22 protein-coding genes are annotated in these 22,492 nt (G+C 63.4%); 7 read left to right on the top strand and 15 right to left on the bottom strand.

The annotated features are described in order from the left end of the window. Window positions 1–243: 243 nt before the first annotated feature. The 5 genes from NKI31_RS18440 to NKI31_RS18460 form a co-directional block, all read right to left on the bottom strand. Entirely contained in the window at window positions 244–2,277 is a 2,034-nt protein-coding gene (locus NKI31_RS18440) for an aldo/keto reductase (RefSeq protein WP_352652273.1), read from the bottom strand. A gap of 29 nt (window positions 2,278–2,306) precedes the next feature. After that, entirely contained in the window at window positions 2,307–3,386 is a 1,080-nt protein-coding gene (locus tag NKI31_RS18445) for an ABC transporter ATP-binding protein (RefSeq protein ID WP_352652274.1), read from the bottom strand. 13 nt (window positions 3,387–3,399) lie between these two features. Continuing rightward, window positions 3,400–4,236, bottom strand: coding sequence for a carbohydrate ABC transporter permease (locus tag NKI31_RS18450; RefSeq protein ID WP_023745910.1), 837 nt, complete (start codon window positions 4,234–4,236; stop codon window positions 3,400–3,402). Between the two features lie 13 nt (window positions 4,237–4,249). Then, window positions 4,250–5,110 (bottom strand): carbohydrate ABC transporter permease, encoded by an 861-nt coding sequence (locus NKI31_RS18455; protein ID WP_023726710.1) that lies wholly within the window; start codon window positions 5,108–5,110, stop codon window positions 4,250–4,252. Between the two features lie 201 nt (window positions 5,111–5,311). Then, window positions 5,312–6,580, bottom strand: a complete 1,269-nt coding sequence (locus NKI31_RS18460) for an ABC transporter substrate-binding protein (protein WP_023726709.1) — start codon at window positions 6,578–6,580, stop codon at window positions 5,312–5,314. A gap of 106 nt (window positions 6,581–6,686) precedes the next feature. Here NKI31_RS18460 and NKI31_RS18465 point away from each other — a divergent pair, with 106 nt between their 5' ends. Beyond that, window positions 6,687–7,556 carry a helix-turn-helix domain-containing protein gene (locus NKI31_RS18465; protein WP_023706782.1) on the top strand — a complete coding sequence of 290 codons (870 nt, stop codon included), beginning with the start codon at window positions 6,687–6,689 and terminating at the stop codon, window positions 7,554–7,556. Between the two features lie 192 nt (window positions 7,557–7,748). On the opposite strand, the gene NKI31_RS18470 is transcribed toward NKI31_RS18465, so the two are convergent. The 5 genes from NKI31_RS18470 to NKI31_RS18490 all read right to left on the bottom strand — a co-directional run bounded on the left by NKI31_RS18470 (window position 7,749) and on the right by NKI31_RS18490 (window position 11,731). Next, window positions 7,749–9,137 (bottom strand): HAMP domain-containing sensor histidine kinase, encoded by a 1,389-nt coding sequence (locus NKI31_RS18470; protein ID WP_352652275.1) that lies wholly within the window; start codon window positions 9,135–9,137, stop codon window positions 7,749–7,751. Between the two features lie 56 nt (window positions 9,138–9,193). After that, the gene (locus tag NKI31_RS18475; protein WP_023740151.1) at window positions 9,194–9,865 is read right to left on the bottom strand and encodes a winged helix-turn-helix domain-containing protein; all 672 of its coding nucleotides are present in this window, start codon (window positions 9,863–9,865) and stop codon (window positions 9,194–9,196) included. A 120-nt stretch (window positions 9,866–9,985) separates the two neighbouring features. After that, window positions 9,986–10,606 carry a cytochrome b gene (locus tag NKI31_RS18480; RefSeq protein ID WP_245260308.1) on the bottom strand — a complete coding sequence of 207 codons (621 nt, stop codon included), beginning with the start codon at window positions 10,604–10,606 and terminating at the stop codon, window positions 9,986–9,988. Beyond that, window positions 10,607–11,407 carry a COG4705 family protein gene (locus tag NKI31_RS18485; RefSeq protein ID WP_352652276.1) on the bottom strand — a complete coding sequence of 267 codons (801 nt, stop codon included), beginning with the start codon at window positions 11,405–11,407 and terminating at the stop codon, window positions 10,607–10,609. A gap of 33 nt (window positions 11,408–11,440) precedes the next feature. Continuing rightward, complete coding sequence (locus NKI31_RS18490) at window positions 11,441–11,731, bottom strand: hypothetical protein (protein WP_352652277.1); 291 nt, start codon at window positions 11,729–11,731, stop codon at window positions 11,441–11,443. A gap of 229 nt (window positions 11,732–11,960) precedes the next feature. Between NKI31_RS18490 and NKI31_RS18495 the strand changes: the two genes are divergently transcribed. Continuing rightward, the gene (locus NKI31_RS18495; protein WP_023685059.1) at window positions 11,961–12,593 is read left to right on the top strand and encodes a methyltransferase family protein; all 633 of its coding nucleotides are present in this window, start codon (window positions 11,961–11,963) and stop codon (window positions 12,591–12,593) included. Here the strand turns inward: NKI31_RS18495 and NKI31_RS18500 are convergent. Next, window positions 12,587–12,802 carry a hypothetical protein gene (locus NKI31_RS18500; protein ID WP_023672157.1) on the bottom strand — a complete coding sequence of 72 codons (216 nt, stop codon included), beginning with the start codon at window positions 12,800–12,802 and terminating at the stop codon, window positions 12,587–12,589. The genes NKI31_RS18495 and NKI31_RS18500 overlap by 7 nt on opposite strands. Then, a complete protein-coding gene (locus tag NKI31_RS18505) occupies window positions 12,799–13,554 on the bottom strand; it encodes a COG4280 domain-containing protein (protein WP_352652278.1) in 756 nt (251 codons plus the stop codon). The genes NKI31_RS18500 and NKI31_RS18505 overlap by 4 nt, the downstream gene beginning before the upstream one ends. A 339-nt stretch (window positions 13,555–13,893) precedes the next feature. Here NKI31_RS18505 and NKI31_RS18515 point away from each other — a divergent pair, with 339 nt between their 5' ends. After that, window positions 13,894–14,895 carry a LacI family DNA-binding transcriptional regulator gene (locus tag NKI31_RS18515; protein ID WP_352652279.1) on the top strand — a complete coding sequence of 334 codons (1,002 nt, stop codon included), beginning with the start codon at window positions 13,894–13,896 and terminating at the stop codon, window positions 14,893–14,895. Window positions 14,896–14,900: 5 nt separating this feature from the next. Here NKI31_RS18515 and ocd read toward each other — a convergent pair whose 3' ends face one another. Then, window positions 14,901–15,962 carry an ornithine cyclodeaminase gene (ocd, locus tag NKI31_RS18520; protein WP_352652280.1) on the bottom strand — a complete coding sequence of 354 codons (1,062 nt, stop codon included), beginning with the start codon at window positions 15,960–15,962 and terminating at the stop codon, window positions 14,901–14,903. Further along, window positions 15,959–16,894 (bottom strand): arginase, encoded by a 936-nt coding sequence (rocF, locus tag NKI31_RS18525; RefSeq protein WP_023687618.1) that lies wholly within the window; start codon window positions 16,892–16,894, stop codon window positions 15,959–15,961. The genes ocd and rocF overlap by 4 nt, the downstream gene beginning before the upstream one ends. 146 nt (window positions 16,895–17,040) lie before the next feature. On the opposite strand from rocF, the gene NKI31_RS18530 reads away from it, so the two are divergent. The 4 genes from NKI31_RS18530 (at window position 17,041) to NKI31_RS18545 (ending at window position 21,678) form a co-directional block, all read left to right on the top strand. After that, window positions 17,041–17,481, top strand: coding sequence for an Lrp/AsnC family transcriptional regulator (locus tag NKI31_RS18530; protein ID WP_023685065.1), 441 nt, complete (start codon window positions 17,041–17,043; stop codon window positions 17,479–17,481). A gap of 591 nt (window positions 17,482–18,072) precedes the next feature. Further along, window positions 18,073–19,287, top strand: coding sequence for a glycosyltransferase family protein (locus tag NKI31_RS18535; protein WP_352652281.1), 1,215 nt, complete (start codon window positions 18,073–18,075; stop codon window positions 19,285–19,287). Between the two features lies 1 nt (window position 19,288). After that, entirely contained in the window at window positions 19,289–20,533 is a 1,245-nt protein-coding gene (locus tag NKI31_RS18540) for a glycosyltransferase (protein WP_352652282.1), read from the top strand. Continuing rightward, on the top strand, window positions 20,530–21,678 hold the full coding sequence (locus NKI31_RS18545) for a glycosyltransferase family protein (RefSeq protein WP_352652283.1): 1,149 nt from the start codon (window positions 20,530–20,532) through the stop codon (window positions 21,676–21,678). Before NKI31_RS18540 ends, NKI31_RS18545 begins: the two co-directional genes overlap by 4 nt. Here the strand turns inward: NKI31_RS18545 and NKI31_RS18550 are convergent. Continuing rightward, entirely contained in the window at window positions 21,656–22,330 is a 675-nt protein-coding gene (locus NKI31_RS18550; protein WP_023687622.1) for a class I SAM-dependent methyltransferase, read from the bottom strand. The two genes, NKI31_RS18545 and NKI31_RS18550, sit on opposite strands and share 23 nt — an antisense overlap. Window positions 22,331–22,492: the final 162 nt, after the last annotated feature.

Here is a 22,492-nt window from a genome sequence, read left to right on the forward strand (position 1 = left end):
GGCCCAGCCGTCACCAACAAGCGATTCGTGTGTCATCGCAGTGTAGAATCACACCCGATTCCGCAGGGCAATACCTATCTTAGCGCCTATGCCCGTGCGGGGGAGATGGCCGGCAGGCCAGAGGGGGTCGGTTCGACTGGGCTCGGCCTACCTGCCGCTGCAGAAGGAGGTTAGCGCTCCACGCGAGGCGACCCCCTCTGTCGCCTTCGGCGACATCTCCCCCTCAAGGGGGGAGATTAGCTGCTAAGCCCGCCGCCTTTCCGGCCCGCTATCCAGCCACGCCACATCCTCCGCCGACAGCCTGATATCCAGCGCCTTCAAACTGTCCTCCAACTCGTCCAGCGTGCGCGGGCCGATCAACGGCACCGACGGAAAGGGCTGCGCCAGCACATAGGCGAGCGCGACGTGGATCGGACTTTTGCCCAGGCGCTGCGCCAGCTCGATGGCACGGTCGCGGCGGCCGAAATTTTTCTCCGAGTACCAGACCCGCACCAGCTCCTCATTGTCCTGCTTGTCGCGGCCGGCGCGGTCGGTGAAGAAGCCGCGGCCCTGGCTCGACCAGGCGAAGTTGGGCATCTGCCTTTTTGTCAGCCAGGATTTCCAGTCGTCGGTGGACGAGGTGATGCAGCCGGCCCAGATTGGTTCCAGCATCTCGGCCAGCGAGAAATTGTTGGAGAGCACGCCGGGCTTCTGCTTGCCGGTGCGCTTGGCATAGGCAATCGCCTCGTCCATGCGCGCCATCGTCCAGTTCGAGCCGCCGAACGGGCCACGGATGCGGCCGGCCTTGACCTCGGCGTCCATGGCGTCGACGAACTCGCCGACCGGCACATCGGGGTTGTCGCGGTGCATGAAATAGAGGTCGACATGGTCGGTCTGCAGCCGGTCCAACGACTGGGCGAGCTGCTTGCCGATGACATCGGGATAGCAGAGCGGCGAGTGCGCGCCCTTGGCGATGATCACCGACTGCTCGCGCACGCCGCGATTCCTGAGCCACTGGCCAAGCAGCGTTTCGGTGTAGCCGGCGCCGTAGACATAGCCGGTGTCGAACAGATTGCCGCCGGCCTCGAAGAAGGCGTCGAGCAGGATTGCGCCCGACGAGAAGGTGCGGAAATCCTCGAAGCCGAGCGCCACCACGGAGGCCGGCTTCGACAGGCCCGGAATCTTGCGCTTGCCGATGGCGGTGCCGCCGGTGCGCAGCGGCCGGCCCGAAAGGGTGTTGGTTCGCTTAGCCGGCTTTTCGATTTCATATTCGAGCCCTACGGCAGCGCGCCATTTGTCGAGCACACGCAGCGTGCCGAGACTGTCGGCCCAGCCCATGCCCGGCCAGGCGAATTCCTGTTTGCCGGCCAGGATCGCCTCGCCGGCGGCGTCGACCTCAAAGGAATAGAGATGGCGGGTTTCGTTGAGGCTGATGGTCTCGCGCGTGTCGTCGGCGAGAGTTACATCGATCCGGCCAGGGCCGCCATCGCGGTTGCCGCCGCCGGCGAACCAGAAATCCGGCACCTCGATGCGGCCCTTGGTGCCGAGGATGCGCAGGACATTGTCCTGTTTGAGCGAGATGCTGCAGGATACCTCGGCAACGATTCCACCGGGAAAATGCAGCAGCGCCGAGGCCCATTCGTCGACGCCGGACTTGCCGAGATGGGCGGTGCCGACAACCTTGTCCGGCTCGGCGAAGGGTTTGCCTGTGGCAGCGCCCGCGATCAGCCGCACCATGGAGACGGGATAGCCGCCGACGTCGAGAATGCCGCCACCGGCGAGATCGTTGGCGTAGAGCCGGTGCTCGGGCATGAAGCCCGGCATGGCGAAGCCGAAGCTCGACTTGATCAGCCTGACATCGCCAATGACGCCCGACTGGATCACCTCGACCAGCTTCGCCGTCTGCGGGTGCAGGCGGTACATGAAGGCTTCGCCGAGGAAGGTGCCGGTCTTGCGCGCGGCATGGATCATGGCGTCGGCCTCGAAGGCGGTCAGCGCCAGCGGCTTTTCGCACAGCACATGCTTGCCGGCTTCCGCCGCCTTGATTCCCCATTCGGCATGGCCGGGATGCGGGATGGCGATATAGACGGCGTCGACCTCGGGGTCGGCGAGCAGCGCGTCGTAACCGTCGAGGATGCGGGCGCCGGGAAACGTCTCGGCCAGGCCTGCCTTGCCGGGATTGCGGGCGCCGAGCGCCACGATCGTGCCGGTGCGCGAGCCTGCCACGCCGCGGGCGAACGCTTTGGCGATGTCGCCGGGCCCAAGTATCCCCCAGCGGAGGGGCGCGGTTGCAGTCATGATCATTCTCCTTGCAAGGCTGGAAGCGCTCAGCGCAGCCGCTGGCCGTCTTCATCGAACAGATAGGATTTGCGGATGGACACGGTGATCTCCTGGGTGTCGGGGACCTTTGCCGCGTCGCGCTGGATCACCAGGTCTTCGCCATGGGCGGTCCTGGCATAGATGAAGCTGGTGCCGCCGAGATGCTCGACCACGTCGATGCCGACTGTGAGGTCGGCGTCGCCTTCGCCGCCATTGCCGAAATGTTCGGGCCGCACGCCGACAATGACCTTGGCTCCTGTTTCTGGCACGGCGCCGGTCAACGGTTGCATAATGCGGGTCTTTTCCTCGCCCACCAGCTCGACGGTGACGCTGCTCGTGTTGCGCCCGACGACGCGGCCCTTGATGAAATTCATCTTCGGCGAGCCTACAAAGCCGGCGACGAACTGGTTGTCGGGATTGTCGTAGAGATCGAGCGGCCGGCCGATCTGCTCGACATGGCCACCGCGCAGCACGACGATCCGGTCGGCCAGCGTCATCGCTTCGGTCTGGTCGTGGGTGACATAGATCATCGTCGTACCGAGCTCCTTGTGCAGGCGCGAGATCTCGACCCGCATCTGGACGCGCAGCTCGGCGTCGAGATTGCTCAACGGCTCGTCGAACAGGAAGACTTGCGGTTCGCGCACGATGGCGCGGCCAATGGCGACGCGCTGGCGCTGGCCGCCGGACAATTGCCTCGGCCGCCGCGCCATCAACTCTGTGATGCGCAGGATTTCGGAGGCCCGCTTCACCCGCCGCTCGGTGTCCTCCTTGGGGTTGCCGGTCATCCTGAGGCCAAAGCTCAGATTCTGCTCGACACTCATGTGCGGGTAGAGCGCGTAGGACTGGAACACCATGGCGATGCCGCGCTCGGCCGGCTCGACATCGTTCATCACCTTGCCGCCAATGGCGATCTCGCCGCCGCTGATATCCTCCAGCCCGGCGATCATCCTGAGCAGCGTCGATTTTCCACAACCCGACGGGCCTACGAAGACGACGAACTCGCCATCGGCGATATCGATGTTGGCGTCATGGATAATCTCATAGACGCCGAAGCGTTTTACGACATTGGTGAGGGTGACTGCCGCCATATCGCTGTTGTCCCTACTTGACGGCGCCGGCGGCGATGCCGGCGATGAAATGGCGCTGCAGCAGCACGAAGACGACCAGCATCGGTACGGTCAGCATGACGGCGCCGGCCATGATGCCCCCCCATGAGACCTTGGTCAGGCCGATCAGCGTGCCGAGCGCCACAGGGGCCGTCATCGCGCCGGGCTGGCTGTTGATCAAAAGCGGCCAGAGATAATTGTTCCACGAGGCGAGGAACAGAATGATGGCGAGCGCCGCCAGCATCGGCCGCGCCAGCGGCAAAGCGACGAACAGGAAGATACGCCATTCCTTGACGCCTTCGACTCGCGCGGCGTCGAAAAGGTCGGCCGGCATCATCGAGAAAGCCTGGCGCATGAACAGCACGCCCAGCGAATTGAACAAGGGTGGCACGATCAACGCAATCCAGGTGTTGGCGAGCTGGAAGTCGCGCGCCACCATGATGAATTGCGGGATCAGCACCACCGCATAGGGCAGCGTGATGGTGCCGAGGATGATCGCCACCACCGCGCCCTTGCCGAAGAACTGATAGCGGGCGAGCGCCCAGCCGGCCATCGAGGTCAGCAGCACCGAGAAGAAGGTGTAGGTCACCGCCACCGCCACCGAAATACCGATAGCGCCGATGAAATTGGTGTCGCGCTGCAGGTTGTTGAAATTGTCGACGAAATTGCCGTGCGGCAGAAGCTCGATGCCGGGGCTGAAAATGCCGTTATCGGGCATGGTCGAAAACACCACCATCATCCATAGCGGAAACAGCCAGATCACCGCCAGCGGCGTCAGGACCAGATGCAGCAGGACGCTGCGGCCGAGCCGGCGTTGCGAGAGCGAACTCATTTCGGCGCCCCTCTCATTTCGGCTCTCGTGTCAGCCACAGCTGCACCAGCGTGATGGCGATTGCCAAGCCCGCCATGGTGTATGCGACGGCCGAGGCATAGCCGAAATTGAGCGAACGGAAGCCCTGGCGGTAAAGCAAGAGGCCGAGCGTCTCGGTGCCGCCGCCGGGACCGCCGCGCTCGGTGATCAGGAACGGTTCGGTGAAAAGCTGCATGGTGCCGATGATCGACAGCACGGCGCAAAACACGATGACCGGCTTGAGCAGCGGCAGCGTTATGTAGAAGAACTGCTTGAGCTTGCTGACGCGGTCGAGCGTCGCCGCCTCATAGACATCCTCGGGGATCGACTGCAGGCCGGCGAGCAGGATGATGGCGTTGTAGCCGGCCCAGCGCCAGGTCACCGCGATCATGATCAGCGCCATGGCCGGGGTGACGTTGGAGAACCAGTCGATCTTGGCCAGGCCGATGCCGGCGAGCAGCTTGTTGATGATGCCGAAATCGAGATTGAACATCAGGCGGAACACGGCGGAATAGGCGACCTCGCCGACCACCACCGGAGCGAAGAAGGCGAAGCGGTAGAGGCCACGTGCTTTCAGCAGCGGCGAGTTCAGCAGCACCGCCATGACGATCGCCAGCGAGATCATCACCGGCACCTGGATGACGAGGATGAGCAGCGTGTTCTTCAGCGCGTTGAAGAAAGCGGGGTCGCCGATCAGGCGGCCCCAGTTGAACGTCGGCGCAAAGCGCCAGGGCACCGTGCGCGTCGCCTGGAAGGAAATCATGAACGAGGAGATGATCGGCCACACCCAGAAGATGGCGAAGATCAGGAGGTAGGGCGTGAGGAAGCGATAGGCCGTGGCGTTCTGGTAGCGCATGGTTCCTCCTCCTTCCTCTTCCCGGCTGATATCCGGCGTGTTGTTAGCCGGCGGACGCCGCCGGCAATTGGCGATCTGTTGGGCGAGAGCGTCCCTTTCCCCGCCACTATACGGGGAGAGGATGCCGGCAGGCAGGTGAGGGGCAGCGCCAACAGTCCGGCAAATTGCCCTATATCTGGCCCGCCAGCATCACCGCCTTGGTCACTTGATCGGCAGTCCCGTCGCCGAAGCGATCTGGCTGGCGGCGTCGTCGAGGGCGGCCTTGGCATCGGGATAGCCGCCGCCGAGATATTTGGTCTGCACGGCGCGCATGATGATTTCGGCGTCGCTCTGGAACGGCGTGCCGCGGCTCGGCACCACCTTGGGCAGCGTGGCGAGAATGTCCTTCCACACTGCCTGGCCGCCCCAATAGGGCAGGCCCTGCGAGACGTAGGGGTCGTCGAGGGCCGAGATCAGTGACGGCACCAGGCCGAAATCCCTGAGCATGGTGATCTGGCCTTCATTGGTCTCGAGCGTGTATTTCAGATAGGCGTAGGCGGCCTCCTTGTTCTTCGAGGCTGAGGTGATGGCGAGCGACGAGCCTCCGAGATTGGCCGCGCGGGGGCCGTCGGCGGTCAGGCTCGGCATTAGGTAGACACCCCATTTGCCGTTTTCGCCGGCGGATTCGGTGCGGATGGTGCCCTCATACCAGCCGCCATAGACCTGGGTGGCGACGGTGCCGGCGGTGTTGTTGGTGATCTTGGTGCCCCAGTCGGCCGACGAGATGATGCCGGCGTCCTTCATGTCCTTGATCTTGGCCAGCGTGTCGACGCATTTCGGCTGGTTGACGGTGATCGACTGCCCATCGGCGGCGAAATAGCCGCAGCCCTGTTCGTTGGAAATCATGCGGAAGAATTCGGTGTCGCCGTTGAAATCGGCATTGGTCATGGTGACGCCGGGATTGGCGGCCTGGACCTTCTTGCCGGCGGCGATGAAATCGTCCCAGGTCTTGATCGAGGCCGGATCGACGCCGGCCTTCTCGTAGAAGTCGCGGCGGTAGAAGGCGGCTACCGGGCCGGAATCCCACGGCATGGCATAGGCCTTGTCGCCGACCTCCAGTTCGGTGCGCTTGAAGTCCGGGAATTTCTTCTGGTCGTCGGCGGTGTAGCCCAGCGTGTGCAAATCGACGAAGCAATCGGGGAACTGGCTCCAGTAGTTCTCGGCCTCGCCGTTTTCGATCGAGACGATATCGGGCAGGCCGACGCCGCCGGCCGCACAGCCGGCGATCGACTTGTCATAGGTCGGCTGGTTGCCGAGATCCTGAACGGTGACCTTGACGTCGGGATACTGTTTGTTGAAGCCGGCCACCGTAGCCTTCAGCGACGAAGCGGCGATATTCCAGCTCCAGATCGTAATTTCGCCGGACTGCGCCAAAGCCGGGGCTGAGCCCAGGCCAAGCGCCAGCGCGGCACAGATCAGTGTCGTGCGCATTGAAATCCTCCCATTTCATTTGCTCTCTCTTCGCGAGCATGGCTAGACTAGGCGGCGCGGAAGGCTTGTCCCTGACAACGGGAATAAAAGATGGGCGGAAAGTAAGATGCCGGAACGGCCGTTTTACCAGCCTGGCGCCAGCAGCGTCGAAGGCCTGCCGATGGCTTTGCAGATGTTTCACAACCATCCGCTGGTGATGCTGAAGCCGCATTGGCATGCCCAGGTCGAGGTCAATTTCATCGTCCGCGGCAGCGTGCACTACCGCATGAACGAGCACGAGATCGCGCTCACGGCGGGCGACATGTGCCTGTTCTGGGGCGGGCTGCCGCACCAGATGGACGATCTCTCCGACGACGCCATCTATGCCGGCGCGCATCTGCCGCTGGTGCATTTCTTCCGCCTGCACCTGCCGACGGATGTCCGCCACCGGCTGATGACGGGCGCCACGCTGGTGACATCGGCGACCGACCAGGCCGATCATCACAATTTCGAACGCTGGAACCGCTATTTCCGCTCGGGCGATCCGGCGATAACCGAGCACGCCGTGAACGAGCTGCTGCTGCGGTTGGAGCGGGTGCGCTTCGAGCCCTACCGGCTGGTGCCGGAAACCGCCATCGGCCAGGAACCCGGCGGCCCGTTCGACCAGCAATCGCTGCGCAATGTCGGTCGCATGTGCGACTTCATCGCCGAGAATTTCCTCTACGACATAGACTGCGTCGACATCGCGGCGGCGGCCGACATCCATCCCAAATACGCCATGAGCATTTTCAAGAAGTCGACCGGCATGACGCTCAACGAATATATGAACCTGCTGCGGCTGAGCTATGCGCAGGCGCTTTTGATGCATGAAGACGCCAATGTGCTGCGCGTCGCCATGGATTCAGGCTTCGGCTCGCTCAGCGCCTTCAACAAATCCTTCCGCAAGCTGGCAGGGATGTCGCCCTCGGATTTTCGCCGGGGTGCGGTGGGCCGATAGGTTCGACGGTCATCTTGATCAACCCGCAGCCGTTCCGGGTGGAAACATGTGCAAGGCTAATCGCGACCGCCTTTGTCGGATGCGATCATCAACTTGGAGAAAGTTGTCAGCGACTTGGCGTTTCATGAGCGCCTTCCCCCACTCCGTCGCTGCTTCGCTCGACGGAGTGGGGTCGACCTGGCTCTGGCGTTGTCATTTCAAGCCGGGACCGGTGCCCTCCGCCCGAGGAAACCCGACAATTACCGCCAGCCCAGGCCGGCGATCCTCCAGCGCAATCATTGCACCATGCAGGTCGGCGATGGCCCGCACAAGGCTGAGGCCCAGGCCGCTGCCGGGCGTGGTGCGGCTGGAGTCCAGCCGGTAGAGCCGCTGGAACACTTTTTCGCGCTCCTGCGCCGGGATGCCGGGGCCATTGTCGGCGACCTCAGCCAGAATGCGGTCGCCTTGCCGCCGCACCGATAGAAGGATTGCCGTGCCATCGGGGCAATGCCGCAGCGCGTTCTCAACCAGATTGGCAAACAATTGCGTCAGCAGGTCGCGGTCGCCGTGGACCAGGCATGGGGTGCCGTGGACGATCGTGGCCGACAGCGACTTGCCGTCATCCTCGGCGACACCGGCGTAGATTTCGGCAATGGCATCGAGGACGCCGGTGAGGTCGAGATCGACAAAGCGCGACTTGCGGGCGCCGGCCTCGATCTGGGCAATACGCAACAGCGCATCGAAAGTATCGTTGATCTGCAGGCTTTCCCCACGTGCCTCCGCCAGCTCATCGGCAACGGCCTCACCCCGCGCGGTCCTGTCGGCCGCAGCTTCCAAAATCATCTGCAGCCGGTTGAGCGGCGTCTTCAGATCATGCGCGATGTCGGCGCTGACCTGGCGCATGCCGTCCACCAGCGCCGCCAGCCGCTCCAGCGCGGCGTTGACCTGGCGCGAGACGCCGTCAATGTCGTCGCCATTGCCGAGCAGTGGAATGCGGGCGTCGAGCCGGCCGTTGGAGACATCGTCCATGGTGGTGGCAATGCCGTCGAGGCGACGCTGCACACGCGACGCCAGCAAGGCGCCGCCAGCCACCGCCAGCCCTGAAATGATCAGGGTGGCCCAGCCGAAGCTCATCAAAACGATGCGTTCCAGCTCCTCGGTTTCGGAGAGCGAGAAGGCGATTGTCAGGCTGTTGGGCCCGACCGAACCGGTCCAGGCGCGGTACATAGTGTCCGGCGCAACGCCTGGCAGGGAAGCGGCAAAATCCGAAAAGCCATCGGGAAGGTCGGCGGCGGTGAAATTCCCGGCCAGGCGATTGCCGGCGGGATCGGTGAGCGAGAACAGCTGTTCCTTGCTCGGGCTGAGCGCGGCGTGGCTGTCGACTGCCGAAACCAGATCCTCCCGGTCGTTTCCGGCATAGGTCACCGCCACGACCGAATAGGTCTCCTTGACCGACTGGTCGAGCTGCTCGGCAAGATCCGCGCTCATCAGCTGGTAGACGATGGCGCCTGACAGGATGAAGGCGAGCACGAACAGCAAGGCGAAGGTCAGGGCCAGCCGAAACGGCGTGCTGCGCAGCAGGCGAGAGCCTGTCTCAGTCATAGTGCGTTTCAGTCATGGCAAGCTTCAGTCATGGCAAGTTTCTGTCATGCCGCGCCTCAGTCGTGAACACTGTAGCCAGTGTTGCGCACGGTGTGGATCAACGTGGTTTCGAACGGCCTGTCGATCTTGGCGCGCAGCCGGCTGATATGGGTTTCGACGACGCTGGTCTTGGGGTCGAAGTGAAAATCCCAGACCCGTTCCAGAAGCATGGTGCGGGTGATGACGCGGCCCTCGCCGCGCATCAGCACTTCGAGCAGGCTGAATTCGCGCGGCTGCAGGTCGATCGCCTGGCCCTGCCTGGTGACGCGGCGCTGGATCAGGTCCATTTCGAGGTCTGCGATGCGCAGCGTCGTCTTCAGCTCCTGCACCGCAGGGCGACGGCCGAGCGCGTTGATGCGGGCGAGCAGTTCGGAAAAGGCGAATGGCTTGACGAGATAGTCGTCGCCGCCGGCCTCGAGCCCTTCAACCCTGTCGTCGACGCCGCCGACCGAGGTCAGAAAGATCGCCGGCGTGCGCACGCCGGCCGCCCGCACCGCCTTGATCATCGACAGGCCGTCGAGGCCGGGCAGCATGCGGTCGACGACGATCACGTCATAGGCGTCGCGTGTCGCGGCAAACAGCGCGTCATGCCCGTCGCGCAGCAGATCGCAGACATGCCCGGCTTCGCTCAGGCCCTTGACGACATAGTCTGCGGTCCTGGGGTCATCCTCAACAAGGAGAAGTCGCATCTCTGTTCCGGTCTGTTGCCGAGGCTTTGCCAGAGCGGCATGCTAGCACCGGCGGCGGTCCGTTCCTAGAATATCCGCCGGCGCCTGGCCGCTCGTGGTCGTTGCACATGTCCATAAGTGTCATCCGACCGGATCGCGCGCAGGGACAAGCATCCTGCGCAGCACGGCGTCTTTCAGAATAAAATGATGGAAGAGTGCCGCACCGGCATGAATGCAGATCAGAACGATGAATACCGGCTTTGCCCAAGTATGGACATCGCCCATCCAGCTCCAAACATAAAAGGCCAGAAGCCCGGAAACAGGAGCGGCAACGAGAAGGCCATAGAACAGCGCATGCGTTGTGCGTGAGGCGAAAGCCATCCATTTCGGCATTGTGGATTGCGGCTTGGGCGCACCGATGAAGAGGCGGACGGCCAGTCGCACGAACACCAGCAACAGGATCGCCAGGCCGACCCAGTAATGGGCGGACCCCATGGTCTGCCCGTAGGACGACAGTTGGCGTCTGTCCGCTGCCGCATCGACATAGATTGTCATGTTTTCGCCGAACAGGAGCTGGAACAGGACAAGCGCCGCTATCATCCAATGCAGGCTAATTTGGAGGCCGCTATAACCGGATTTCCTGGAGTTCATTCTTCCGTCCATGAGGTGAGCGCGATAGCTGCCCAGGGCGACCCACGGCAGGGATCCATTGACGTTTTGGCGCGTTCTCGTCGCGTCAGGCGGGCGTGCAGGTGCTTGCATCTACTCCGATTCAAGCAGGATTTTGTCGGCCTCGCCGGTGCCCTTCTTCAGACTCATATAGAGAACGAGGGCGACGATGCAGCCCAGGAAGATCATGCTGGTGAAGGTGGTGCCGAAGCCGAGGCCGCCATATTCGACCTGCTGCGACAGCAGGTCGCCGAACGAGGCGCCAAGCGGCCGCGTCAGGATGTAGGCCAGCCAGAAGGCGAGGATGGCGTCGAGGCCGAAGGCGAAATAGCCGAGGGCGATGAAGACGATGACCGCGCCGAACAAGAAGCCAGTCGTGAGATAGCCAATGTCGAACGTCTCGGCGACAAGGTCGCCGGCCGCGGTGCCGAGCGAAAAGGTGAACAGGATCGCCAGCCAGTAGAAGATCTCGCGCCTGGTGGTGACGATCGTATGGATGGAGAGCGTTCTTTCGCTGGCGTACCAGACCGCGAATGTCGCGGCGAGCAAGACCGTGAAGGCAATCGTGGTGGTTTGCAGACGGACGCCGAAATTGTCGACCAGATTGTCGGTAATCAAGGTGCCGACGACGCTGATCAGCACCACCGCCAGCCAATAGGCCCATGGCACATAACGCTTCTGCGCGAATTGCAGCGCCAGCGCGACGACAAGGATGCCGGTCATGATCAGCGAGGTGACGGTCAGTCCGAAGCCAAGATTGACGGCCAGATAGTCGGCCGCCGTCTCGCCCATGGTGACCGCCAAAAGCTTGATCAGCCAGAATTCGACGGTGACATCAGGGACCCTGTTGGGTGATGCCAGTGCGGCGGGTGCAGTGCTTGCAGACAAGAGCATGATGGGATCCTTGTCGTTTCGGCGGGGACGGGCCTATTCCCCGGTACGTGCGGCGAGGCTTGGTCTTCCTTCCCCATGATCTTCATGGCCTGAGCGAAGAAGTCGTCGGCGCGCTTGTCGTCGTCGGGCATTGCAGCGCTCGACGCCTTCGGCCTCGAGATCGGATACTTTTGTCTTGTCCGCGGCGCTCAGCGCCGCCAAGGCTTCCGCCGCGCGCAGGTCCTTCAGAGCGTCTTCGCAAGGCGTCGCAGCGGAAGCGGCTGAAAAGACCGGGTTGGCGATGGCAATGGCGCAGAGCGAGAAAGCGAGGGTTAGCTTTTTCATGCTGGTGTTCCTGTCTTGCGCCGATATCCAGGCGGTGATGAAACGATGTCCGGCAGGTCGGCCGGCATAAGGACTATGGGCAGGCGACCTCGCCGCAATCTGTCCGCCCGCTTACAAATTCGTAAGAATGGCTGAAATTCCTGCCGGTTGCCTCGCCATCGCCGCACGGAAGCGCTAGTGGGTGGCGAGACACCGGCGCTATGAGCCCTGCCGGAGAGCAGGAACTATGATGAGCTACGCTCCCCCCAAGCCGGCAGCGAAGGCGTTCGACCAGCACAAGCGCCTGCTCGTCATACAAGTGGCGGCAGCCCTCGCCGTCATGCTGTTGCTGTTCACCAAGCCCTTTCTCGTCGAAGGCTCGGACGGGCACGAATACATCGAGGCGCTGGGCATCGGCTTCGTGCTGGTCTGCTTCCTTGGCCGTCTGTGGAGCATTCTCTATGTCGGCGGCAGGAAGAACGACGAGCTGGTCACCATCGGCCCGTTCTCGATGAGCCGGAACCCGCTCTACTTCTTTTCCACGGTCGGCGCGGCGGGCGTCGGGTTGATGTACGGCTCGGTGCTGGTGGCGGCGGCGCTGGCTCTGGTGAGCTACCTGGTGTTCCGGGTGACGGCGCGCAAGGAAGCCGAGTTCCTGTTTGGAAAGTTCGGCCCCGCCTACAGCGTCTATGCCGAACGCACGCCGCCTTTCTGGCCGAACCCGCTGCTGTTTCACGATCAAGCCGAACGCCGGTTCTCGACAAAGGCGTTGCGGCGGACATTCACGGACGGGCTCTATTTCCTGGCGCTGTTCCCGGCCATCGAGACGATTGAGCAGTTGCGGATCAGCGGCATGCTGCCGGTGTTTTTCACCCTCTACTGACCGGAGCGCCGTGCCGCGCGGCGCACACTGTAGAGCAGGATGACGAGGCAGCCGGGCAGAAGCAGGACGCCGCCGGCAAGCGGCGGCAACGCCAGCAGCTTCACTGCCGCGGCAATCGCCACGATCAACAGCAGCGCCAGCGTCGCAAGGCTGCCGTCGTCGATGAACATGCCGACGAGCTCCTTTAGAATGAGGCGGACGACGTTCATCGAGCAACTCCTTGTGCAGCCTTGGGGTAGCTGGCGCGCAACCAGCGCACCATGGCGAAGCACGCGACGGCGATGATTGCGAAGATGGCCAGCAGCGCCAGATCGGCGCCCGGCCAGTCGGCGCCCAGGCCTTCGCCGGTCCAGAAAATGCCGAAGCTTGTCAACATCAGGCCGACGGCGAATTTGAGCGCGTTTTCCGGCACCCGCGCCAGCGGCCTGTGCACCGCAAGGCCGATGATCGTTACCAGGATGAAGGCCGCCAACGCGCCAAGGCTGGCATAGAAGGTCTGTGCATGCGCGGCGCCGACGGCAATGACGATGAACACCACCTCGACGCCTTCGAGCAGCACCGCCTTGAAGGCTGCGAGCCCGGCCAGATAATCGGCGCGGCGGTCATTGGCCTGCTGCTGCAAAGCGGCGGTTTCCTTGGAAAAGGCTGCTTCCTCGTCATGCAGGGCGATGACGCCGACACTGCGCAAAATGGCCTTTCTCAACCAGCGCATGCCAAATAGGACCAGGAGCACGCCGACGACGAACTGCAGCACCGTAATGGGAACCAGCGCCAGCAGCGGTCCGAAGGCCAGCACCAGAGCCGCCAGCACCGCCAGCGCCAGCGCCGCGCCGGTCAGCGCTGGCCGCCAGCTGCGGGTGACGCCGACCGCCAGCACGATGGTGAAGGCCTCGACCACTTCGACGAAGGAGGCAAGGAACGAGGCGGTCACGGTGGAAAGTATGGGTGTCAGGCCATTCATGAAGGTTTCCTGTCTGCGGGAATCACTGGGCTGAGAAGGATACAGCGCTCCGGCGGAAGGGAGAACGCGCCGGCATTCTCGCCATACTCTATCTGTTGCGTCTCACCATCGGTGGCCCGATCGCCGGCGTTCGCTACGAGCTGCTCGGCGTCGGCGACAATTTTCAAGCCGATCGTGCTAGGCCTTGTCATTGTGCTTGCCGTCATTCTGGATGCCTATCGGGAAAAGCTGTTGAGGGTGATCCGATAAAGCGCGTCGCGCTTTTTGGTTTTTGTTTTATGGATGTCATTTTCCCAGATCCGCCGGACACTCCGGGCGACATGCACTAGGGGACAAGAAATGACGACGATTGCCGATGTCGCGCGCCATGCCGGAGTGTCGGTCGCAACCGTCTCGCATGTGATGAACCGCACGCGCCATGTCGAACCTGAGACGGCCGAGCGCGTGCATTCGGCCATCGCCGCCTTGCGCTACAGCCCGAACACGCTGGCGCGCAGCCTGAGGCGCGGCGAGACCAAGACCATCGGCCTGCTGCTGCCGGACAATTCCAACCCGTTCTTCGCCGGCGTGGCGCGCCAGATCGAGGATGCCGGCTTCCTTGCCGGCTATACGGTGATCCTGTGCAACTCCGACGGCAGCGCCGAGAAGGAGGAGCGCTACCTCCAGGTGCTGATGGCCAAGCAGATCGACGGGCTGATCTTCGCCGGCTCGTCGGATCATGCGCGGGTGTTCTCCAGCCTTCTGCCCGGCGTCCCGGCGGTGCTGATCGACCGCGAGATCCATTCGGTAAATGTCGATTCCGTGCTAGTCGATCACGATCATGGCGGCTATCTCGCCGGCCGCTATCTGGCCGGGCTCGGCCACGAGAAGATCGGCGTCATCGGCGGCCCGCGCGATTCCAGCTCCAGCCCGGCCCGCCTGCGCGGCTTCGCCAGGGCGCTTCAGGAAGCCGGCCTCGACCTGCCGCCGGCCTCGGTGGTGGATTCCGACTATCACTTCGCCGGCGGCCGCACGGCGATGGAGCGGCTAATGGCGCAGGCGCCGGGGATCACGGCGCTGTTTGCCTGTAACGATCTGATGGCCATGGGGGCGCTGACAGTGCTGCGCGGGCGCGGATTGCGGGTCCCCGGCGACATGTCGATGATCGGCTTCGACGACATACCCTATGCCGTCACCACCTGGCCGCCACTGACGACGATCGCACAGCCGGTCGAGAAGATAGGCACGCGCGCCGTCAGCCTGCTGCTCGAGCGGGTTGCCGAGCCTGCGGCGCATTCGCGCCGCGAAGTGCTCACCCCGGTGCTCGTCGAACGGGAGAGCTGCGCGCCGTTGCGCGGCTGAAGCCCTCAGGCGGCGGCCGGCTGCAGCGCTGCCCTGAGCAGCATGCCGAAGAGGTCGCGCGGCTCGTCGGGATCGGCGAGCAGGTCGAGCTCCTCGTAGAGGCCGGTGGCCTGAAGCTGGTCTCTGATATAGCGCAGCGCCGAAAAATCCTCGGTGGCGAAGCCGACGGAATCGAACAAGGTGATCTGTTCCGCCGTCTTGCGACCTTCCGCCTTGCCGGTCATCACCTGCCACAACTCGGTCACCGGATGGTCGGCATGGAGTTGCTGGATTTCGCCCTCGATGCGCGTCTGCGGCGGGAACTCGACGAAGATGTCGGAGCGCAAAAGGATGTCGCGGTGCAGTTCCGTCTTGCCGGGGCAGTCGCCGCCGACCGCGTTGATGTGCACGCCGGAACCGACCATGTTGTCGGTGAGGATGGTGGCGGACTGCTTGTCGGCGGTCACCGTGGTGATGATGTCGACGCCTTCCACCGCATCCTGGCCGGTGGCGCAGATGGTGATGTCGAAGCCTTTGCCGGCGAGGTTGCGGGCGCATTTTTCCGAAGCGGAGCGGTCGATATCATAGAGCCGCAGCCGGTCGATGCCGAGCAGCGCCTTGAAGGCGACGGCCTGGAACTCGGACTGGGCGCCATTGCCGATGATGGCCATCGAGCGCGCGCCTTTGGGCGCCAGATATTTGGCCGCGACAGCGGAGGTCGCCGCGGTGCGCAGCGCCGTCAGGATCGTCATTTCGGTCAGCAGCATCGGATAGCCGGAACCGACATCGGCGAGCACGCCGAAGGCGGTGACGGTCTGGCGGCCTTCCCGCATGTTCTTCGGATGGCCGTTGACATATTTGAAGCCGTACATCTTGCCGTCGCTGGTCGGCATCAGCTCGATGACGCCGTCATGGCTGTGCGAGGCGATGCGCGGCGTCTTGTCGAACAGCTCCCAGCGGCGAAAATCCTCCTCGATATAGGCGGCGAGTTCGGTGAGGAACCGCTCGACGCCGATGGTCAGCACCAGCTTCATCATGCGGTCGACGCTGACGAAGGGGACGATGGCAAGGCGGGAAGGCTGGGTCATGCAATGCTTCCGGAATGGCTGCGGGTGGGGCGGTCCATGATGCGCCGGCCCATCAGGCTGGCGGCGAGGTCGACCATCAGCGTGGCGGTGCGGCCGCGCTCGTCGAGGAACGGGTTGAGCTCGACCAGATCAAGGCTGGAGACTAGGCCGCTGTCGGACAGCATCTCCATCACCAGATGCGCCTCGCGGAAGGTGGCGCCGCCGGGCACGGTGGTGCCGACGGCCGGCGCGATGGAGGGGTCGAGGAAGTCGACGTCGAGGCTGACATGCAGCAGGCCGTTTGCCTTTTCGACGATGGCCAGGAAGGCGCGCAGCAAAGGTGCGACGCCGTGCTCGTCAATGGTGCGCATGTCGTGCACGGTAACCCCCGCTTCGCTCAGCGCCCGGCGCTCCGCCGGATCGACGCTGCGCAGGCCCATGACGCAGATGTGGGCAGGGTCGACGGCGACAGGCAGGTCCGGGAAATAACCGTTGAAGCCCGGCCGGCCGCTGGCATAGGCGAGCGGCACGCCGTGCAGATTGCCGCTGACGGTGGTATCGAGCGTGTGGAAATCGGGATGTGCGTCGAGCCACAGCACGAAGAGCGGCCGGCCGCGTTCGGCGGCGCGGCGGGCTATGCCCGACACCGTGCCGGCCGATATCGCGTGGTCGCCGCCAAGGAAGATCGGCATGGCGTTCCGCGAAGCCGCATAGGCGGTCTCGGCTATCGCCGCGGTCCAGGCGGAAATCTCCGGTAGGGCCTTCAGCGCGAGATTGCCATGGACGATTGCGCGCACGGCGGCCGGTTGCACCGCGCCCCAGTCCTCGACCTCGTGGCCAAGTTCCGACAGCACCGAGACAAGCCCGGCCGTGCGCAGCGCGCTTGGCCCCATCTCGCATCCCATCCTGCCGGCGCCGTCCTGCACCGGCGCGCCAACGATCCTGCAGCGCATGGTTCTTGTTGTCCTTGTAAATTGATTGGGCGGTTGATGCGTGGAATGAACCATCCCGGCCCGGCAGTATGAACAGGCGAAATTGGCATTTCGAGAAGAATGATTTATCAATTCGATAAGTCAGTTTGGTCAAAGTGGATAGAATCATGGACTTGCTCGACGAAAGGCTGGTCACGCTGCTCAGGCATGATGCCCGGCGCAGCATCTCCGATCTCGCGGTCGATCTCGGGGTATCGCGCGCCACGGTCAGGGCGCGCATGGAGCGGCTGGAAAAAACGGGCGAGATCATCGGCTACACGGTGGTGCTGCGCGCCGACGCGGTCGACCAGCGGATACGCGGCGTGATGATGATCGAGATCGAGGGCCATGCCGCCGACCGCGTGGTCCGGGCGCTCGGCGGCCTCGCCGAGGTTTCGACCATTCACACCACCAATGGCCGCTGGGACCTGGTGGTCGAACTCGGAACGGCGTCGCTCACCGATTTCGACGCGGTGCTTAGGCGGATACGGCTCATCCCGGGGATAACCGGCAGCGAGACAAGTCTGCTGCTGGCAACGCCGAGGACGACAAGGGCAAGGTTGGCGTAGCCGTCCTTCCGGCCGGCGTGTTCACGCAAAGCTTTGTGACGGATCTGGCGAATGGGTCGCCTGGCTGACGAATCTCATTGGGGCCGCAGCTATCCTCCACATGACGGAGGAAGCCGGCATGACGCGAGATTGCACCAGCTTCAACGGTGCAAGGACCGGACGCTTGCCACAGGCCAAGGCTGATGGCAGGATAAAAGGCCGCAACGTGCGGCCTCTGGCGGCCGTTGTGTTTCGATGGATTATGAAGCATTTTCCCAAGGTGCGGGTTCTCCTCACAATGTGCGGCAGCCTCGTTTCGCCTTGGTCGCCCTTGATTTTTCGCAATGTGCGCTTTGCCTGCCTCAGGCCGCAGGGCATTTAATTCCACGGGGTCAAGCCTCATGACAGAGATTTGTGCTCGGGCCGTCTATCGTCGGCGAAGACAAGGCATGGCGCCACAATCAGCGCCCCCTGGCATTCGTGACCAGGTGAAGAATGCCGTTGCGTACCTCTCGCCCCCATGTTTCAAAACAGGTCGATAGACCCGCGAGAATGGTTTCGAAGCCTGCGGGGTTGCCCACGGTCCGGCGAGAATTCTAAAAGACGTTCACAATGACACAGCACGCAAAAGACACACGAATTCTCATGTACAGCCACGACACGTTCGGGCTCGGCCATTTGCAGCGTTGCCGAACGATCGCTCATTCACTGGTCGGGGATTTCCGCGGACTTCAGGTGCTTATCATTTCGGGCGCGACCATCGCCGGCGCCTTCGACTACCGCGCCCGCGTCGACTTCGTGAAGATCCCCAGCGTCATCAAGCTGCGAAACGGCGAATACACCTCGCTGGAAAAGGACATCGATCTGCACGAGACGCTAAGGATGCGGCAGTCCATTATCCGCCACACGGCCGAGAGCTTCCGGCCGGATATCTTCATCGTCGACAAGGAACCGCTGGGGCTGCGCGGAGAGATCGAGGATACGCTGTCCTACCTCAAGACGCGGGGCACCACGCTCGTGCTTGGCCTGCGCGAGGTGATGGACGCGCCGCATTTGCTCGAAGCGGAGTGGGCACGCAGGGATGTGATGCGCAAGATCGGCCTGTTCTACGACAAGGTCTGGGTCTATGGCCCGCCGGATTTCTACGATCCGCTGACCGGCCTGGAGGTGCCGCCGGCGGTCAGGGCAAAGATGAAGTTCGTCGGTTTCCTGCAACGGAGCCTGCAGCAGAACCAGTTGCCCGGCCACCGGCCCGAGGGCGACTATATCCTGGTTACCACCGGTGGCGGCGGTGACGGCGCCGACCTGATCCACAACGTCATCGAGGCCTATCAGCAGGATCCGCGATTGCAGCACCGGGCGCTGATCGTGCTTGGGCCCTACATGCCGGCGCGCAAGCGCAACAAGCTGGTCCGGAAGGGGGCCAAGATCCCCTATGTCAAGATCATCGAATTCGACAACCGGATGGAAGAGCTGATTGCCGGCGCCAAGGCGGTGGTGGCGATGGGCGGTTACAACACCTATTGCGAGATACTGTCTTTCGACAAGCCGGCGCTGATCGTGCCGCGCGTCACGCCGCGCGAGGAACAGCTGATCCGGGCACGGCGCGCAGCCGAACTCGGCCTCATCGAGATGCTTTTGCCCGAGGAGGCCGAGGATGCCCAGCGGTTCGCCGATGCGCTGCAGGTTTTGCCGGGCCGGCCCCGCCCATCGCAGAGCAATGCGCATCTGACGCTGGAAGGGCTGCCTCATATTTCCGAAATCGTCGCGGAACTGCTCGACCGGCGGGCCGGCCATCACCTTTCGGTCATTGAAGGCATGAACTGAGTTGCAACACCGCAAGATCGTCGTAGTTCTGAAGGGCTACCCGCGGCTGTCGGAAACCTTCATCGCGCAGGAGCTGCTCGGTCTGGAGCGTGCGGGGTTCGACCTGATACTTTTCGCGCTCAGGCGGCCGACCGACGCAAAACGTCATCCCGTGCATGACGAGATCAAGGCCCCCGTCCATTATCTGCCGGAATATCTGCACAGAGAGCCGCTGCGCGTGCTTCGGTCGCTGTTTGCCTGTCTGCCGCGGCCTGGCTTCTGGCGCGCGCTCAAATCGCTCGCTGCCGATATCCGCCGCGACTTTACCCGCAATCGCGCGCGGCGCTTCGGGCAAGCGCTCGTGTTGGCCGCCGAATGGCCGCAAGACGCGGGCTGGCTGCATGCCCATTTCGCGCACACGCCGGCATCTGTGACGCGCTATGCCAGCCAGCTTCGTGGCTTGCCCTGGAGCTGCTCAGCCCATGCCAAGGACATCTGGACGTCGGCGGACTGGGATCTGGCCGGCAAGCTTTCCTCGGCGCGCTGGACGGTCACGTGCACGAAAACCGGCTTCGACCGTCTGAAAAAACTCGCCAACGGCAGTTCGTCCGTGCATCTGAGCTATCATGGGCTCGACCTTGACCGCTTCGGCAGTTTCGGCGAGGCGCGAAAACAGCGTGACGGCTCGGCGCCGGCCGAACCGGTCATGATCTTGAGTGTCGGACGCGCCGTTGAAAAGAAAGGCTATGATACGTTGCTGGAGGCTCTTGCCCTCTTGCCTGGCGATCTGGCGTGGTGTTTCGAGCATATCGGTGGCGGCGAGGAACTGAAACGGCTGAAGGCGCTGGCGCAAAGGCTCGGACTGGAGGGGCGCGTCTCCTGGAAAGGCGCGCTGGCGCAGGAGCAGGTGCTTGAGCACTACCGCAGCGCCGACATCTTCGCTTTGGCCTGCAGGATCACCGCGGATGGCGACCGGGACGGCCTGCCGAATGTTCTGGTGGAGGCGGCCAGCCAGCGGCTTGCCTGCGTGTCGACCGATATTTCCGGCGTGCCGGAGCTTTTATCGTCGGATGAAACCGGGCTGCTGATTCCCTCGGAAAACCCGACTGCCCTGGCACAGGCGCTGGAGCGCCTGATCCGCGATCCCGTCCTGCGCGTCCGCCTCGGCGACGCCGCGGAGCGGCGCGTGCGAAGCAATTTCGATCATGTGGCAGGCATTGGACAGCTCAAGGAACTGTTCGAGCGGGAGTGGCGGGCCGCCGAATGAAGCGGCTGCGCGCTTTCTTCTATGTTCAGCACCTGCTCGGCATCGGCCATCTCGCGCGCGCCAGCCGCATTGCGGCGGCTCTGGTCGATGACGGGTTCGACGTCACCGTCGTGACCGGCGGAGCGCCGATCGCGGGATTTCCGGGATCGGGTGTAAAATCCGTGACCCTGCCGCCTGTCACCTCCGGTGACGAAGGATTTTCCGGACTTGTCGACCTGCAGGGCAAAGCCGTCGACGATGATTTCAAGACGCGGCGCTCAGAGATGCTGCTGCAGGCTTTCCGGGATTACAGGCCCGACATCGTCATTATCGAGGCGTTTCCCTTTGGACGCCGGCAGATGCGTTTCGAACTCTTGCCGCTGATCGAGGCCATCGAAGCGACATCGCCCAGACCGCTGCTGGCGGCGTCCGTCCGCGACATCCTTCAGGAGCGCGTGAAGCCGAGCCGAAACGAAGAAACGGTCGATATCGTCAACAGGCATTTCGATCTTGTCATGGTCCATGGCGATCCGGCTTTCGCAACCATCGACAAGACATTTCCGCTGGCTGGGGCGATCAGGGCCGAGGTCGCCTACACCGGGCTCGTTGCCGCGCCGCCGGCGCAAGCGGCCTCAGAGCGCTTCGACGTTCTGGTGTCGGTTGGCGGCGGGGCGGCCGGAAAGAGCCTTGTCAGATCCACCGTCGCGGCGGCGCGAAATGCCGATAACGCCTGGACATGGTGTTTGATCACCGGCCCAAACCTGCCGAAGGACGAGTTTGACGCGATTTCACGCGATTCCTCCCCACGCCTGTCCATCTTCCGGTTCCGCGAGGATTTCGCCAGCCTGCTGACCGGCGCCCGCCTGTCGGTCTCGCAGGCGGGTTACAACACGGTCTGCGATGTCATGCGCGCGGGGTGTCGCTCGCTGCTCGTTCCATTTGCAGCCGGCGGGGAAACCGAGCAGACGCGTCGCGCTCTGATGCTCGAAGAGCTCGGTCTTGCAACGGTGCTGACGGAACAGGACCTGACGCCTGAAGGTCTGGCGCATGCGATCGAGCAGGCGCTTGCGGGACCGCCGCCAGCCGCGCATCGTCTCGATCTGGAAGGGGCGCGGCGATCGGCGCAAATCCTGCGCGAGCGCTTCAAACAGTTCCAATCAGCATGAAGCGTGTATAATTTTTTGTCGGCAATTCGCCGGAGAACCTGATCTGCCGCAGCGCCGCCATTGCTTCGAAGGCTGCAAGTGACGCCACGCAGTTGATGTGCGTCGGCTCGCTGAAATAGTCGTTCGACTGCAGCAGCACGTTCGTACCCCGCGGAAGCAGGGCAAGCCAGGCGCTGAGATCGGCTATGTGTTCGCAGCTCGTATTGACCACCAGGTCGGGTCGGCCGGCGCCATAGTCGAGTGCGTACATATCTGCCGTCAGTGCTTGAAACCGCTCGCCGGCTTGCCGGTTGAGTGTCCGGGCGACCGCGCCGACTTCGGGATCGATGTCGATGCTGTCGATCGCCCCGATGTCGAAGCGGGCGTCGTTGAAAAGCATCGCCGGCAATACGCCGTACCATCCACCCAGAACCCATATGCGTTCGAACCCGCCGCCGTCGCTTTCGAACAGCCTGTCGAGCGCCCACATCTTGCAGGCGACCTGCTTGTGGTTGAAGGCGTTCGCGATATTGGCCTGCGGATGCTTGGCGATGACGCGCGCCAGCCCGGCCACGAGAGGGTGGTCGACGTAGGCGGCAATTCCCCGCGTGAGGTCCAGGGCTTGCTCATGCCCACCCATGCCGGCATTGCGTGGTTGCGTGACATCCATCATATTCGTCTTCTATGTTGGGATTTCGGGCGACACAACGCAATCTTGCCTCTTGCCTGTTCGACTTGCGGACGCGACTGTGCCGCAAGCCGTTTCGCCATTGCCCGGAGGAGGCCGATTGAATTTGTCCGGACCATCGGCGCCCATCCGCTTGGCGCGCAGCTG

It is taken from the genome of Mesorhizobium sp. M0659 (assembly GCF_040320605.1).
Classification (GTDB): Bacteria; Pseudomonadota; Alphaproteobacteria; order Rhizobiales; family Rhizobiaceae; genus Mesorhizobium.